9 protein-coding genes are annotated in these 14,680 nt (G+C 64.2%); 6 read left to right on the top strand and 3 right to left on the bottom strand.

The annotated features are described in order from the left end of the window. Positions 1-43 precede the first annotated feature (43 nt). Both QX132_RS16545 and QX132_RS16540 read left to right on the top strand, forming a co-directional pair. A complete protein-coding gene (locus QX132_RS16545; protein ID WP_315777190.1) occupies positions 44-313 on the top strand; it encodes a hypothetical protein in 270 nt (89 codons plus the stop codon). Between the two features lie 149 nt (positions 314-462). Next, positions 463-2,553, top strand: a complete 2,091-nt coding sequence (locus QX132_RS16540) for a TIGR04372 family glycosyltransferase (protein WP_316161981.1) — start codon at positions 463-465, stop codon at positions 2,551-2,553. 87 nt (positions 2,554-2,640) lie between these two features. Here QX132_RS16540 and QX132_RS16535 read toward each other — a convergent pair whose 3' ends face one another. Beyond that, positions 2,641-4,947: a TIGR04372 family glycosyltransferase gene (locus tag QX132_RS16535; protein ID WP_316161979.1), complete on the bottom strand. Its 2,307-nt coding sequence runs from the start codon at positions 4,945-4,947 to the stop codon at positions 2,641-2,643. 378 nt (positions 4,948-5,325) lie between these two features. On the opposite strand from QX132_RS16535, the gene QX132_RS16530 reads away from it, so the two are divergent. Genes QX132_RS16530 through QX132_RS16515 form a run of 4 tightly spaced genes read left to right on the top strand, consistent with a single transcriptional unit; the run spans position 5,326 to position 12,469 of the window. After that, a complete protein-coding gene (locus QX132_RS16530; RefSeq protein WP_316161977.1) occupies positions 5,326-7,428 on the top strand; it encodes a TIGR04372 family glycosyltransferase in 2,103 nt (700 codons plus the stop codon). A 14-nt stretch (positions 7,429-7,442) separates the two neighbouring features. Then, positions 7,443-9,407: an acyltransferase family protein gene (locus tag QX132_RS16525; protein ID WP_316161975.1), complete on the top strand. Its 1,965-nt coding sequence runs from the start codon at positions 7,443-7,445 to the stop codon at positions 9,405-9,407. A gap of 25 nt (positions 9,408-9,432) precedes the next feature. Then, entirely contained in the window at positions 9,433-10,512 is a 1,080-nt protein-coding gene (locus tag QX132_RS16520; protein ID WP_316161973.1) for a hypothetical protein, read from the top strand. Continuing rightward, the gene (locus tag QX132_RS16515; RefSeq protein ID WP_316161972.1) at positions 10,490-12,469 is read left to right on the top strand and encodes an acyltransferase family protein; all 1,980 of its coding nucleotides are present in this window, start codon (positions 10,490-10,492) and stop codon (positions 12,467-12,469) included. The genes QX132_RS16520 and QX132_RS16515 overlap by 23 nt, the downstream gene beginning before the upstream one ends. A gap of 6 nt (positions 12,470-12,475) precedes the next feature. Here the strand turns inward: QX132_RS16515 and QX132_RS16510 are convergent, their stop codons facing one another. Both QX132_RS16510 and QX132_RS16505 read right to left on the bottom strand, forming a co-directional pair. Beyond that, positions 12,476-13,453, bottom strand: coding sequence for a TylF/MycF/NovP-related O-methyltransferase (locus QX132_RS16510; protein ID WP_316161970.1), 978 nt, complete (start codon positions 13,451-13,453; stop codon positions 12,476-12,478). A 251-nt stretch (positions 13,454-13,704) separates the two neighbouring features. Beyond that, on the bottom strand, positions 13,705-14,679 hold the full coding sequence (locus QX132_RS16505) for a hypothetical protein (protein WP_316161969.1): 975 nt from the start codon (positions 14,677-14,679) through the stop codon (positions 13,705-13,707). Between the last annotated feature and the right edge of the window lies 1 nt (position 14,680).

Genomic DNA, 14,680 nt, shown 5'->3' with positions numbered 1-14,680 from the left:
ATGAGATCTAACGTTGGTAAGAGGGGGCGCCGGCGTGAAGGATATGGTTTTCGTTTTAAGATCGATCTTGCGCACCGTCTGCGTGAGCACGGTCCTCTTCTGTGTTCTTCTTGCAGTCGGCGCAGGGTTCCTCAACGCCTTGCTTGCGGGATTTGTGGCTTTCGTCTTCATCTTGCTGGGGATCGGCCGGCTCGTGCTCGAGCGGCTGGCTCTGTGGTCGACAATTCTGCTGATTGTCGACAGGGCAGGGCTGTTGCCGATCACCGAGTGGGTTCACGGGATCATCACGCTCATTGGTCGCGGGTTGGCTTGACAGCCCGACAGGCATGCGGCGTGTATTGCCGACAGCCAATTCGAGACAGGCGACAAACGGCATAGCCTTCTCCTGGTCTGCCGCAGGGCGGTCTGGATGTTCGAGAACGGGGGCCTGGCCGTGAGCCGAAGACGGATTTGGGGTAGCCGATGCAGCGCTTCAAGGAGCCGCTAGTTCTGCAGAGCCCAGTGCGCAGACGCGGATTCCTTGAGCTGTTCAACGCACTGGAGACTCTGCCAGCCGAATCGGCCCGTTGGGGAGAGCGGTCTCTGCTGGGGCCGCAGCGATGGGCGCGCATCCTGATCGTCGGGACTGCCAAGCTGCTGCGCCTGCTGCCGCCGCGGCTGGCCTTCCTGATCCTCGCCTTCTTCGAGATCGGAGACCTTCGCGATCGCCGCCTGCTGCAAAGAGCCTATCAGGTCTACTGCGCGTCTCTGCTGGCGAAGGATCCGGACCTGCGGTTTTCGGGATTGCTCGGACGGTGCTTTCCAATGCTGTCAGCGGAACTGCTGCTTCGGATCGGGGCCGATTGGGAAGCCTATGATCTGGTCCTCCAGGATCAACTCGCAGCCCGCTCGCCGGAACTGGCGAACATGATGATTCGCGCGCTCTTCGAGCTCGGGGAGTTCGACAAGGCCTATCGGCTGGCCTCCCAGCTGGATCTGAGGGCAAGGTCGGAATCGGAGATACATCTCGCCTTTCTCAAGGGCATGCTCGAGATCATGGCAGGCAACGAGGCCCGCGCCGTCGAATGCATGTCGGACGCATGCCGTGGCATTCCCGACTACATGCGTCCTCACCAGAACATGGCGTCGCGGCCGGCGCGGAACTATCATCCCAACCCCCTCGATTTCACCTGCGGCTCCGCGGGCAGGCTGTTCGATCTCTGCAACTTCACCGGCCAGCGCGTGACTCATGTCGGCTCGGGCGACGTCGGCATCGGTCTGTTCACGAGAGCGCTTGCGGCGCAGTCGGAGCTGCTCGGCAAGGCGTCGCCGGCCGTATCAGCGGAGGTCAGCCACCTGTTGCGCAGGTTGGGAATTCCACTGGAGCAATTGCGGGTCCTTCCCGAGGAATGGACGACCCAGATCGGTCACCTCGGGATGCTGGACATCCTGTTCCGAATGCGCGACCTGGGGTGGTGGTCGGGAAGACCGCTGATCGTCGTGCGACCGAACTGCGTGGCGAACAGGGCGTTTCTTCGGCTGTTCGAAAGGTTCGCCGATATCGTCGTGATCGGGGAAACCATCTCTCACGCGCTCGGCGAAGAGCTGCTGTCGCTGCAGCGTTGGTACGGCATGAACTTCAATGTGTTTCGACTGCCGAACGGCGACGTGGTGCCGTGGCAGGAAGCCGGGGCGCTTGCCATCCTACAGTGGGAGCGGGATGGCCGCGGGCATCCCTTGCGCGACGAGTATGACCGCATCTACGAGGCGGCGCCGAAATTGCAGGACGACTATCGGCGGATGCGCGAATCCTGGGGCATGAAGCCGGACGACTGGTACGTGTGCCTGCACACCCGCGACGGTTCCCATTATTCCGAGGTCGACGGCACCGGCCAGACCCATCGCAATGCGCCGATCGAGACCTACCTCGATGCGATCCACGCGGTCACCCGCAGGGGCGGCTGGGTGATCAAGCTCGGTGGTCCAAATTCACCCGGACTTCCGCCGCTCGACCGTGCAATCGATTATGCTCAGAGCGGGTTCAGATCCGAACTGATGGACATCTGCCTCATCCGGAATGCCAAAGCCTTCATTGGCACGACTTCAGGATTGACGAATGTCGCGATCAGCTTCGGCATTCCAAGTGCCCTCGTGAATTGCATCACCACGGATCCACAATTGTGGAACAGCGCTGTTCGGTTTGCGCTGAAGCCGGTGCGTCTCGCCGACGGAAGGATGCTGACCCAGACTCAACTCACCTCGCCCCCCTGGCGCTGGCGCTTGTTCGACGCCTGCGTTCTCAGCCGCAACGGAGCGCAGCCGTTGAACAACACGTCAGACGAAATCCTCGCGGTCGTCGAAGAGGTCGTCGATCTCGCTTGCGGGCATGCGGCCAACACCGCCTCGCAGCAACTCCTGTCGCTCTGGAGGGAGCAGCTTCTGCTGCCTCACTATTACGGCGGCGGCACGATCAGTGCCCACTATCTCGCGAAGTACGAAAGTGCATTCTTGGTGCCTGGACCGGCTCCGCTGCGGAAGAGCCTCCCCGAGGCCGCCATGGCACGACAACGCTAGTCCGACAGCACGGCCCAACTCTTCGCGGCCGACGTCCTCAGGTGCGCGCCTGGTCCAGGCGGCATCGCTCGATGCGTTGCGCTGTCCTCACGGTTCTCTCAGCAGGTCCTGAGCGTATTTCTCGAGGAAATACCGGCTCGGCCGCGAACTGCCGAAGAAGCCCGGCACCTGGACGTGACGCTCCCATTTGCCGTCCACGCCGGGGGCGGGTCCTTTCCGCCGGGGATCGGAGATTTCGAGCACCTCGCGCACGGCTTCAAGGATTTCGTCGGAGCTGCTCTCGCTCACGACGAGTTTGGCACGCGCCATGGATTCATGGGTCGGGTAAGCCCAGCGATACTCTTCTGAGGTCCATTCGCTCAGCGAAAGCATCTGGCCGTCCGCCCTGTGCACGGGCTTGAGCGCAAAGCGGGTGTCCGTCGACCACAGCAGGCCGATCGAGCTCAATGCATTCACCATCGCGGTGGGGATGCCGAAGCTGCTTGCCACATAGGCAAAGCCGGAGGTCGTGCCGATGAACATGCGGGCACGGCGCATCAAGTGAATGTCCATCTCCGGAAACGCATCGTCGCTGCGGGCATAGTCCACCACCCGTTCCATTTGCGGGAACGGCGGCACCTTGCGACCGCCCATCCGGACAACCCATCCGCCGCATTCGGTGATGTGGCGGACCGCATCGAGATAGCTCGCGAGCGACGCGTTGCGGATGGATTCACCGACGCCTTCGGTATCATTCCGGGTCTGGGCGTCGCGCACGTGCAGGCAGACGAACCAGTCGCCGTCTGCCATGCCCCACCTGCGCCGGTAGTCCTGGTACGTCTGCTCGACGCGGTTGTCGGCAAGCAGTCGGCGGTCGTAGATGTCGCGCAGCGGAAAGCTTCGTTGCCGGCTTTCCCATTGCTTGAGCGCGAGTGAGCCCGCATCGTTCCAGTACACCGCGCGTCCGTCCTCGAAGCGGAATGCCTGGTGGGAATCCCCGATGAACGGGGTGAGGCTGGCGAGTTCGTGCCATAGTCCGGCGCTGACGTTCTCGCCCAAGGTGAGCGTCGGACAGATCTCGGAGAACAGCGACAGAAACGGCTTGTTGGCGATCCGGTCCTTGTAGGCCAGGAGCAGCGGCTGGCCCTGCCACCACTCCATCTCGCGCATCATCAGATGAACGTTGAGATGGCCGTTATGCCCGATCAACGCGCTCCAGTCCGGAGAGAGCAGCCTGACGTCCGACAGATCGGTGTCGAGCTTCTTGAGAAGGGCCTTGAGCTCGGGGCTTGGCGCGGGAAGATGACGGCGCAACCGCTTCTGTGTCTCCGTCAGCTTGGTGTAGACCTGCGGGACATGGAAGCCCTCGCCGCTGTGATATGTCGTCAGCAGAAGGTGGCGATAGGCGTAGAACAGGTTGATCTCCGACAACACCTTGCGCTGCGGATGGTCGGCGGGAAAGCGCTCCCAGTATTGGCCGCGGTCCTCGCGTGCGGCGAGGATATCGTCGTGCCGGGGGAGACCGAGCTGAGTGACGAGGGTCTCGATCAGCTCCTTGTCGCAGAAGAAGTTGGGAACGTAGCGGTCGAGCGGGGCTTCGAACAGCTCGGGGTCGCCGTCTCGGCGCGCATCGTATTGCCGTCCTTCGAAGGACGTCTGCTCGAAACGAAAGTTCCGGTGCTCCAGCATGATCTTGATCAGCTCGGCAAACCGGCGCAGGTCTTGCGGACGAAGTGCGGTCCAATTGATGGTGTGGGCCTGCGCCAGCAGCTCCATGAAGTAGCCGGACGTCAGCTTTTTCGTCAGTTTGCCGATCGCCTCCATGAACTCGTCATCGACCCGGTCCCAGTCGATTCTGGGAAACAGCTCCAGAACGCGCTTCTCCTTCTCGCACATCAGAAGGAAGAGGATCAGCTCGTTGCCGTACTGACCCGAGTGGCCGCGGGCGAGCACCCATTGCATCTCCTTTTCGATGTCGGGACCGCAGAAATAGCGAAACTGCCGGTCAAACTCGTTCCGGTGTGCATAGCGGTGGAAGACGAGCGCCACCATGAAGGCCTGTTTGAAGGTCAACAGGGCGAAGATCAGGTCCTTCAAAGATTCCGCCCGTTCCTGGCCGGCTGCATTCAGAAGCCAGCCGATCGCTCTCGCGGCACGTCCGGCGAGGTTCGACTTCAGCGCTTGTACCCGACTGCGTTGACGTGGCGCGGGATGCCCGGCTGGATCTGAGTGAACGGACTCGAAGAACATTTCCAAGGCCCCATGACGATATCGAAGGTTTCTCCGGCGCACTGCTTCTGCAGCCCAACCGCCCGGCATTGAAACGGGCCTGCCAGCTTTCCAGACCAGACAGGGATTGCGCCCAGGCGTGGCAGGAGCATAGAGCGCGAGTCGGTTGGCCGCCAGTCCAAGCACTCGCCGCCTGTCAGGAGAGGGGGATTTGAACGGACCGCTGCCAACGACGATGGCAGCTCTCCGACGGGGCCGTTCGGATGGCTGTTGGGCTCGCGAGAGCGGGTCCGGGGCCCCTGGGGCGTCGGCAAGTCCGGCGGCAGTGCTTCGCCCGATTGAACCCGGGCGCGCCGCAATTCTGACGGTCTCACCACAAGCGAAGGAGGCGAATTCACGCTGTCTCCGATGCAGGCATCACTAGGCACAACGTGCGGCTTATGTCCCCGAAGGCGGATCTCGAAGGCGGGCGCGGCGGCTCCTTCCGCCGGATTCGGGTTGATCGGGTGGGGCCTTCACAGTAATCGTTGCCTGCTGTTTCCGAGGTTGCGCCGGAGGTGCGGTTTGCCGCTCGACACCATTTCGACCGAGGGCCCGCCCGTCGGCAGCTCTCCGGTCCGCGACCTGACGCTCGCGGAACGTGCATTCGGACGGCATTATCCTCTATTGCGCCTTCTCGCGCGGCTTCCGGGTCGGCATTTTCTGCGCAATCTGGCATTCACGGTGTTGCCGTTCAGGGCGAGGTTTTGGCTGACGGTACAATTCCGCCACTTCTTCCGGCATCCGGGCCTGGACCGCCACTTCGTCTTTTTCTGCGGTCCCTTCCTGGGCCGGTACTTGCCCTGGATCTTCAACAGCTCTGTTTGGGAGCGCTACCCGAACGAGGTGGCATTCTATCTTCTACTCGCCGGGTACCGGAAAGAAGCGCTGCCGTTGTTCCGCCGGTTGAAGTGGGATGGCGAGCACCCGATTGCCGAGCTCGCCTTGCACGGAACAGGTGTCGTCGGTGACGGATACTCGATGGATATGCTGACGCAGATCCATTATCTTGACTGGCAGCAGGCTGCCGAGCGGTCGCCAGCGATGCGGACCTTCGTCCGGCTGATGTTGGAGCATCGCAACTTTCAATATGAAGAACGGGCTTTTCGCGGGCGTGTCGAGTTCGATCACGTTCCGAGGGACGTTCCGGCCGAGCAGTTCATTCCTTATTTCTTCCGCGACCGCGAGGTGATCGCGCGCCTGATGCAGGAACTCGGTCTCGTCGATTCGACGGGTGTCCTTCGAGAGCTGGATGAGTCCGGGCAGTACTGGGAAAGCCTCCCCGCGCATCTGCCTGATCGCGGGGTCTGTCTCGACATCTACTTGTTCTATGCTTATCGCGAACTCCTGCTCAGGACTTACCACAACGGTGAAGGAGATAAGGTCCCTCTCGTTTACAGACGCGGTCTGGACACGCAACGTCGCCTTCGCCGTCATCTTCCGAAGCCGTCTGCCGAGCTGAAGCGTGTGCTCGATGGGGTCGGTGCCGAGCTCGGCGATGTCAGATTGCTCTCACCCGATTGGAGCGCGCTGATCGGTCACAATGGTCATCTGAACGTGCACCTGATGATGCGGAGCATGGGGTGGTGGAAAGGACAGCCGCTCCTGCTCGCCTACAAGGATCGGATCGCCAACAAGCCTTTCCTTTCGCTGTTTTCCGAGATCTGTCCAACGCTCACCCTGGGCGAGAACGTTTCTCCCGGTGTCTGGTACGAGCTCGCCAGCCTGACGCCTTTCCTCGGTGACTCGCATCAGGCCTTCCAGTTCGAGGACGGCCGGACGATGTATTGGAACGATGCAGGCGCGATGGCTCTCCAGCAGTGGGAGCGCGAAGGCAAGGGGTTTCCTTTGCGCGACATCTATGACGCGCGCATGCAGGCGGACGACAGGACCGAGGTGCTGTACCAGGCGCTGCGTCGGAAATGGGGGCTTGCACCCGGCGATTGGTTCGTGTGCCTGCACATGCGCGACGCCGAGGCGCGCGGCGAGACCCTCGGCACGGGCGAGTCGATCCGCAGTGCCACCATCGGCAACTATCTCGAGACCGTCCGCTACATCACCCAGCAGGGCGGTTGGGTGATCCGCATGGGCGGACGCAAGGCGCCGCCGCTGCCGGACATGCCGCGCGTGGTCGACTACGCGAGAAACGAGGATCAGGTGGCGGAGATGGACATCCACCTGATGCGCCGCGCCCGCATGTTCATCGGCACGACCTCGGGTTTTGCCTATGTCGCGAGCAGCTTCGGCATTCCGACCGCCATGGTGAACGCCTTGAGCTCCGTCGGCCTGCTGTGGTCGAAGGACACGCGCTTCTCGCTCAAGCCCGTGCATACGCGCGAGGGACGCATGCTGTCATTGAGCGACGTCACCTCCGAGACGTGGCGCTGGACGTTTCCGACCTATGAGACGGTCAAGGCTGCCGGCCTCACCGTCGGCGAGAGCTCGGCCGACGAGATCCTGGAGACGACCCGGGAGGTGCTGGATCTGTCCTCCGGGGCGCCGCCCGTCATCCCGCCGGTCGACGATGCCTGGGAAAAATGTGTGAACATCCAGGGATTCTTCGGCAACTCGCGACCGTCCCGCTATTTCCTGGACAAATATGCGGCGTCGCTGCTCGATCGCTCCTGAAACGAACCGGTCCGATGAACTTTGCACAACCGAACATGTCCCTGGAAGAAGCCCGCGCCACCCCGCTCGGCTACCGCGAGGAGATCGACGGTCTGCGCGCCGTGGCCGTGCTGCCGGTTCTCCTCTACCACGCGTTTCCCTCAGCCGTGCCCGGCGGCTTCTACGGCGTCGACATCTTCTTCGTCATTTCCGGTTATCTGATCACCGGAATCATCCACAAGCAGATGCTGTCGAAGACGTTCAGCATCGCCGATTTCTATGCTCGCCGGATCCGCCGCATCTTTCCGGCGCTGATCACGGTGGTGCTGGTCACCTTCCTGATCGCCTGGTTCGTGCTGCCGCCGCGCGAGCTGAAATCGCTCGGCACCAACATCGCCGGCGGTGCCGTCTTCATCCAGAACTTCATCCTGCTCGGGCAGGTCGGCTATTTCGATCTTGCCGCCGAGAAGAAGCCGTTGCTGCATCTGTGGTCGCTGGCGATCGAGGAGCAATACTACATCGTCTGGCCGCTGCTTCTGATGCTGATCGGCTCATGGCGGCGCAGGAGCCTCGCGATCACGGTTGCGCTGGCGGCGGCGTCGTTCGTTGCGTGCCTGATCGTGCAGCCGCGCGCGCCAGAGTATGCGTTCTATCTGCCGGTGACGCGGGCTTGGGAATTGCTGGTCGGCTCGGCCCTGGCGCTCTGGGTCAATGGCCGCAGTGCGGAGGCTCGTCCGCAGCCGCTGATCGACGTCCCGTACGTCCGCGAGCTCATCGCGCTGGCCGCGCTGCTCGCGATCGTGGTCGCGTTCTGGCGCTACGGTCGCCTCACCCCGCATCCGGGCGTTCACACGTTGCTGCCCGTGCTGGGCGCAGCCGCCCTGATCGCGACCAGCGGCACGCTGGTGCATCGCTATGTACTGTCGTCGACACCGGCCGTCTTCGTCGGCCTGATCAGCTATCCGCTCTATCTCTGGCACTACCCGCTGATGGCCTATGCGCGCATCCAGTTCATCGATGCGGTGCCGGTGTGGGTCATGGTCGCGATCATCGTGGCCAGCATGGTGCTGGCCTGGGCCACCTACCGCCTCATCGAGCGGCCGATCCGCTTCGGCCGACGCCTGGTGCCGCTCAAGGTCGGTGGACTGCTCGGCGGCATGGTCGCGCTGGGCATCGTCGGTGTGGTCGCCGACCGTACCAATGGCCTGCCGGCGCGCATTCCCGCCGAGCTTCGCGGCTTCATGCTGGACGGCAGCGAGACTGCCCGCTTCTGGCGGGCCGACAAATGCCTGCTGAAGCCGGATCAGAGCGCGTCCGAATTCTCTCCGGAATGCGCGGGCACCGGCCGCCATCCGCTCATTTTGGTCTGGGGCGACTCCTATGCGGCATCGCTCTATCCGGGACTTGCTCATTTCGGTGCCGAGCGGGGATTCGAGGTCGCAGAATTCACCGCCTCCGCCTGTCCGCCACTGCTCGGTTTCGTCCATCCGGAACGGCGGTTCTGCAAGGGCGCGAACGACTTCGTCATCCAGAAGGTCGCCGAGCTGAAGCCGGATCTGGTCCTGTTCTATTCGACCTGGAGCTATGGTCCGGACGACCTGCGCAATGGGCTGGATAGAACGGTTGCCGCCTTGAAGGAGCTCAATGTTCCGAAGATCGTCCTGCTCGGGCCGCCGGCGACTTGGCTCGGCGAAAGCCTGCCCGCGAACATGCTCGACTATTATTTCCGGACGCATTCGCTGTTGCCGGAGCGCACCAAGTTCCGCTCCAACGACAACTGGACGCGGGCGCTCGACGAGTTCCTGGAGGCGCACGCGCAGCGCGTGGGCATTCAATACATCTCGGCGCGCCGCATGATGTGCAACGACGACGGATGTCTCGCCCGGATCGGCGCGGACGGATCCGACCTGACCGCGTATGACAGCGGCCATTTGACCTATCCCGGCTCCGTCTTCATTGCCAGACAGGCGCTGGAGGCGTTGCCTGGCTTCGACAAATAGCCGCGTCGTCCGCCCCGGGGCCGCCATGGATCGTCGGACAGAGCAGATCGGTTGGGCCGGGCATGAGGCCGGGGACGGCCTCGGCCGGGCAGGGCGCTATCTCGCCGGCCTGCTCGGGATGACGGCAGCGATGCTGGGCGGTGTCAGCCTGTGGCTGGCTGCGCAGGGCGGCGACCATTTCAGCGCGATCAGCAGGGCCGGGGATCGGTCATGGTACCGCAATTTCGGCGGCGACAGCGTCACCGAGATCCAGGACCAGGATCTGTTCTACCATGGCATCGGCCGCTCGATCGACAACGCCCGCCAGGCCGATGTCATCATCCTCGGCTCGTCTCTGGTGTCGTTTGCGGTCGACGAGACCGTCATGCGCGAGCGCCTCGAGCACCCCTATGGCCTCAAGTTCTACAACATGGCGTTCGTCGGCGTTGCCAGCGGCGAATTCGCGCGGCAGATCGCGCTGAAGCATCACATCCGCCCGCGGCTGTGGATTTTGAACGCCGACGATGGCGGAGGCGGCGGCAACTTCTTCCACCGCAACCTCACACGCGCGTTCGGCGCCGACGTCCGTCCGATCCCGAGCACGAAGCTCAGCCGTTTCGGCGCGACCTACGAGGTCATCCGGCGCAATCTGCGCTGGCGGTTCGAGGACGTGACGCGGCCATGGCGTCAGGCTCTCGCCGGTCCGCGGTCCGGACCGCTGCCGCGCTTCGACCGCGATGATCGCACGGGCGCGGCCGACATGAGCACGTTTCCCCGCTTTCTCGCCGAAGGCAATCCGGGCGTGAAGATGACGCGCGATCCCGACTGTCACACCACGCCCGAAGTGATCGCCAATGCGCGTGACCTCGTGCAGTCGCTCGGCGCGCCCGTGGTCTTGACTTTCGTTCCTAATTTTCACGGCTGCCTGACCCAGGTTCGTGAGATCGCGGCTGCGATCGGCGTCGAGACGGCGCTGCCGGCGCGGACCGACTATTCGAGCTGGGATGGCGGCGGCCATCTCGACGCCAGGGGCGCGGCTGATTTCACCCGCGACCTCGTCGGCGCTCTGGAAAAGACGCGAGCGTTTCAGGGAATGCGTGAGAATGGCGATCACCGAAAGCCTTGATCATGCGGCCGCAGCGGATCGCCATGAGCGGCCGATCAGCCGGGCGCACGCGCTGCTCTATCGTCCCGACATCGACGGCCTGCGCGCGATCGCCGTCGTCGCCGTGCTCGTCTTTCATACCTTCCCGCGGCTGCTGCCCGGCGGTTTTGCCGGCGTCGACGTGTTCTTCGTGATCTCCGGCTATCTGATCACGGGCATCATCGATCGGCAGTGCGCGGACAAGAGCTTCAGTTTCGCGACCTTCTACGCCCGCCGCATCCTCCGGATCTTCCCGGCTCTCATCACCGTGGTGCTGGCGACGTTCGTGATCGCCTGGTTCGTATTCCCGGTCGCCGAGATGGAAGCGCTCGGGTCCAACATCAAGGGCGCCGCCGCCTTCATCGAGAACTTCATGCTGCACGAGCAGATCGTGGGCTATTTCGATCCCGGTGCGGAGCGCCTCCCGCTACTGCACCTGTGGTCGCTCGGCATCGAGGAGCAGTACTACATCGTCTGGCCCGCGATGTTCGTGCTGATCTCCCGATGGCCGTCACGGAAGGCGGCCATGGTGGCCGCGCTCGGGCTCGGGTCGCTGGTGGTCTGCCTGTCGACCCCTGCAAGGGAGGCGGCGTGGGCATTCTATTCGCCGACCACGCGGGGCTGGGAGCTGCTGGCAGGCTCGCTCCTGGCGGTGTGGCTGCGGCAGCGTGCCGATCGCCCGATCGGTCCGACCACCAGCAGCATGCTAGCGGCTGTTGGTGTGGCGGGCCTCGCCGTCGCCTTCTTCGCGTTCAGCGCAGCCTCGCCATGGCCCGGCATTCGCACCATCGTCCCCGTGCTGGCGACCATGGCCCTGATTGCGGCCGGCGGCACGCTGGTTCAGCGGATGTTGGCGTGGCCCGCGCTGGTGTTCGTCGGCCTGATCAGCTACCCGCTCTATCTCTGGCACTTTCCGCTGATCGCCTTCACCAAGCTGCAGTTCGGCGGAGCGGCTCCGGCGTGGATCCTGCTCGCGGTGCTCGGGCTGAGCGTCGTGCTGGCCTTCCTCACCTATCGCTTCATCGAACTGCCGATCAGGTTCGGAGCCGCGCCCGTCGCGTGGCGGGCGTGGTCTTTGCTGGCCGTGATGGCGGCGATGATCCCGATCGGCGTCGCGGCGACGAGCACGCGCGGCCTGCCGGTCCGGTTCGCGCCGGAGATCAGGGGCTTCATGCTGTCGGGCAGCGAGACCAATTCGCATTGGCGCCGTGGCCGCTGCCTGCTGCTCCTGCAGCCTGCCTCCGCATTCGGCGCCGACTGCGCCGGGCAGGGACGCCGGCCGCTGCTGCTGATCTGGGGCGATTCCTACGGCGCGGCGCTCTATCCGGGGCTGCTGCATCTGTCGACGGAGCGCGGCTATGACGTCGCGCAATATACGGCCTCCGCCTGCCCACCGCTGATCGGCTACACCTTGGAGGCCCGGCCGTTCTGCAAGAGCATCAACGACGACGTCGTGTTGCGGATCGGCCGTCTCCGGCCGGACGTCGTCATCCTCGACGCGACCTGGGGCCACGCCGAGTCCGTGCTGCGCGAGGACCTGCCGCGCACGGTCGCGCTGCTCAGGGCCAACGGCATTGCGAAGATCGTGCTGATGGGACCGCCGCCGAGCTGGCAGGGCGTCGGCCTGTCGCACAACGTGCTCGACTACTACCGGCAGACCGGAATGGTGTTGCCGGAGCGGACCCTGTTCCGCTCCAACGACGAATGGACGCGCGGCCGCGACGCGCTGTTTCGCGAGCTGACCCGTGAGCTCGGCATCGATTATATCTCCGTGCGCGACGTGTTCTGCAACGACGAAGGCTGTCTCAGCCGGATCGGTCCGGACGGCTCGCAATTGACGGCATTCGATCCCGGGCACCTCACGGTGCCCGGTGCCGTCTTCCTGGCGCGCCACACCATCAACAGCCTGCTTGGCCCGGCCCGGCGGCCGTCGCCGTGAGCCGCATTACTCCGGATCAGCCGGGACGCCGCGATAGGCGTGGATGATGAAGCGGGTGCCGCCGACCGAATAGTCGCCGCCGTTGGAGGCCTCGATCGCGAACATCTCGACCAGCTCCTTCCAGGCCTGCCGTTCGCCCGTGGTCGGAATGGCACGATTGGCGTTCCAGTCGTCGAAGCAGATGACGGCGCCGGTCGAGATCATGCCACGCTCGAACAAGGGGACGAGCGCATCCATGGTCGACTGGTAGAGGTCGCCGTCGAAATGGATCATCGCAAACCGCGTCTCGGGCGGCAACGTCTTCACGGTGTCGGCGAACCAGCCTTCGTAGAGCTGAAAGCGGTGCGGCGGAATGATCTTGCCGATCACGGCGCGCAGCTGCGGCGCGGCCAGCACCTTGCAGCCGCCCTTGGCCCACGCGCCGGAGATGACGTGCGGAGCGACCTGGTCGACCGGCGAGGTGATCTCGGGCAGGCCCTCGAAGCTGTCGAACAGGCGTAGAATACGGAACGGGTTTTCTCCGGACGCGCTCTTGCCGAGCGGCTGGCGCTGCAGGTCGAACACCATCGACGTGGCGATCGCGCGGGCGCTGAAGCCGCCCATCGTGCCGAACTCGGCGATATCGCCGTTCACATGGGCGCTGTTGATGTATTGGACGCACAGGGTGAGCGTCTTGGCGATCTCCTGTGCCGGCAGGATCAGCACGTCGGCATAGCTGTAATATGCGCCGGGCGAGGGAAGCTGCCGCGCGCTGTATTTCTCCAGCGCGATGTCCTGGATGATGCGTCCGTCATCGACCGTGTCGGCGGACGGGGCTGCGATTGCCACGGCCGGAGGCCTGTCCTGTACGGTGGCGCTGCTGCCGTTCCCGTAGGGCCAGGGCAGCGGCGGCTCGAACATGATCGCCCGTTTGACCGAGCGCATCCAATACAGCGCGTCCGGCGGCAGCGAGGTGGCGAGCGCATTCTTCAACGGTTGCAGCATTCAAATTCTCCAACGCGGCGCTGTTCGATGACCGCAAAACGGCCTTGAGGGATGGCGCAGATGCGACGCTGCGCCGAAGAGAGGTGTTCGCCTGGCAACGCCCGACAGGCGGCGTCACGTCGAGACGGGATCGCGCGCTCGGTGACGGCGATATCGGCGGTGAGTGCGCGCCTTCTGCGTCGCGCGCAAGCCCACCTGCTGCCTTCTGGCTTAGCCGTCCTCCATCCATGGTGCAAGCGGGCGGCCATGCGTCAATAGAGGCTGGCAGCCCGGCGTCCGTCGGCCAATGCGTCGTGGGCGTCGGCGGGCCGCTCCTTCGGCAGCTTGACGAAGAACGGGTCGGCGGGCCAGTGGTTCATGCCGACGACCATGATTGTCATCTCCTCGTCGGGCATGCGCGGCATGAACACCAGATCGATCGCGGAGCGTGTCTTGTGCGATGGCGGGCTGCCGCGATGCATGAGGCGGGTCGCATCGAACACCAGCAGATCACCAGTCTTGCCCAGAACCGTGTGCTCCCGGTAATTCGCGTCGCGATACTGGAACGGACCGGTCTGCTCGTCGACATCGCAGAGATAGAGCACGCCGCGGATGACGCCGGCCGGGCAGCCGTCGCTGTGCCATTGCTGGGGACCGATGCCCTCGGTCAAATGCGGCTTCGAGCGCACCAGCCGGACATTGGCGACCTTGGCGGGGCAGCCGAGCACGCCGCGGAAGAAGGAATCGAAATCGCCGCCGCTGAACAGCGCGTGCAGATAGTCGACGAGCGCCGCCGAGGGCATCCCGGTCTGCAGATCCTGCGTGTAGGGAGCGACGCTGTTGCCGGCCCAGTCCCATGCCGAGTGGCGGTTGCTGACGTCGCGGTCGAAGCTCTCGGTTTCCCGGAACATGGCCGCCTTTTCCGGATTCGTGCTGATCACCGTGACGCCGTTCTGCTGGAAGGCGACGATCTTGTCGGCGAGCTGGCTCGGCGTCTTCTGCGGATCGAACTTCGGCGCATAGGCCGTGCACATCGGCGGCGCGCTGTTCGCGGCCGGCAGCAGCGTCAGCTGGCGCGGCTGCGCCGTGCCGTTCTTGTCTGCAGGGGCTGCGTCTGGACTGAGATGTCCGTTCAGGCGGTCGAACGTGTCGGCCCGCACCAGGCGGTAGCCGAGAGCGCTGAGCGCCTGGTTGACGCCGCCCTTGAGCCGCTGCTTGGCAGTGCTGATCATCGGTCCCAAGGCCATG

Source organism: Bradyrhizobium sp. SZCCHNRI20481, assembly GCF_032485055.1.
Classification (GTDB): Bacteria; Pseudomonadota; Alphaproteobacteria; order Rhizobiales; family Xanthobacteraceae; genus Bradyrhizobium.
Note: the sequence above shows the minus strand (reverse complement) of the source record. Positions and strands in the feature narration are given on the sequence as shown.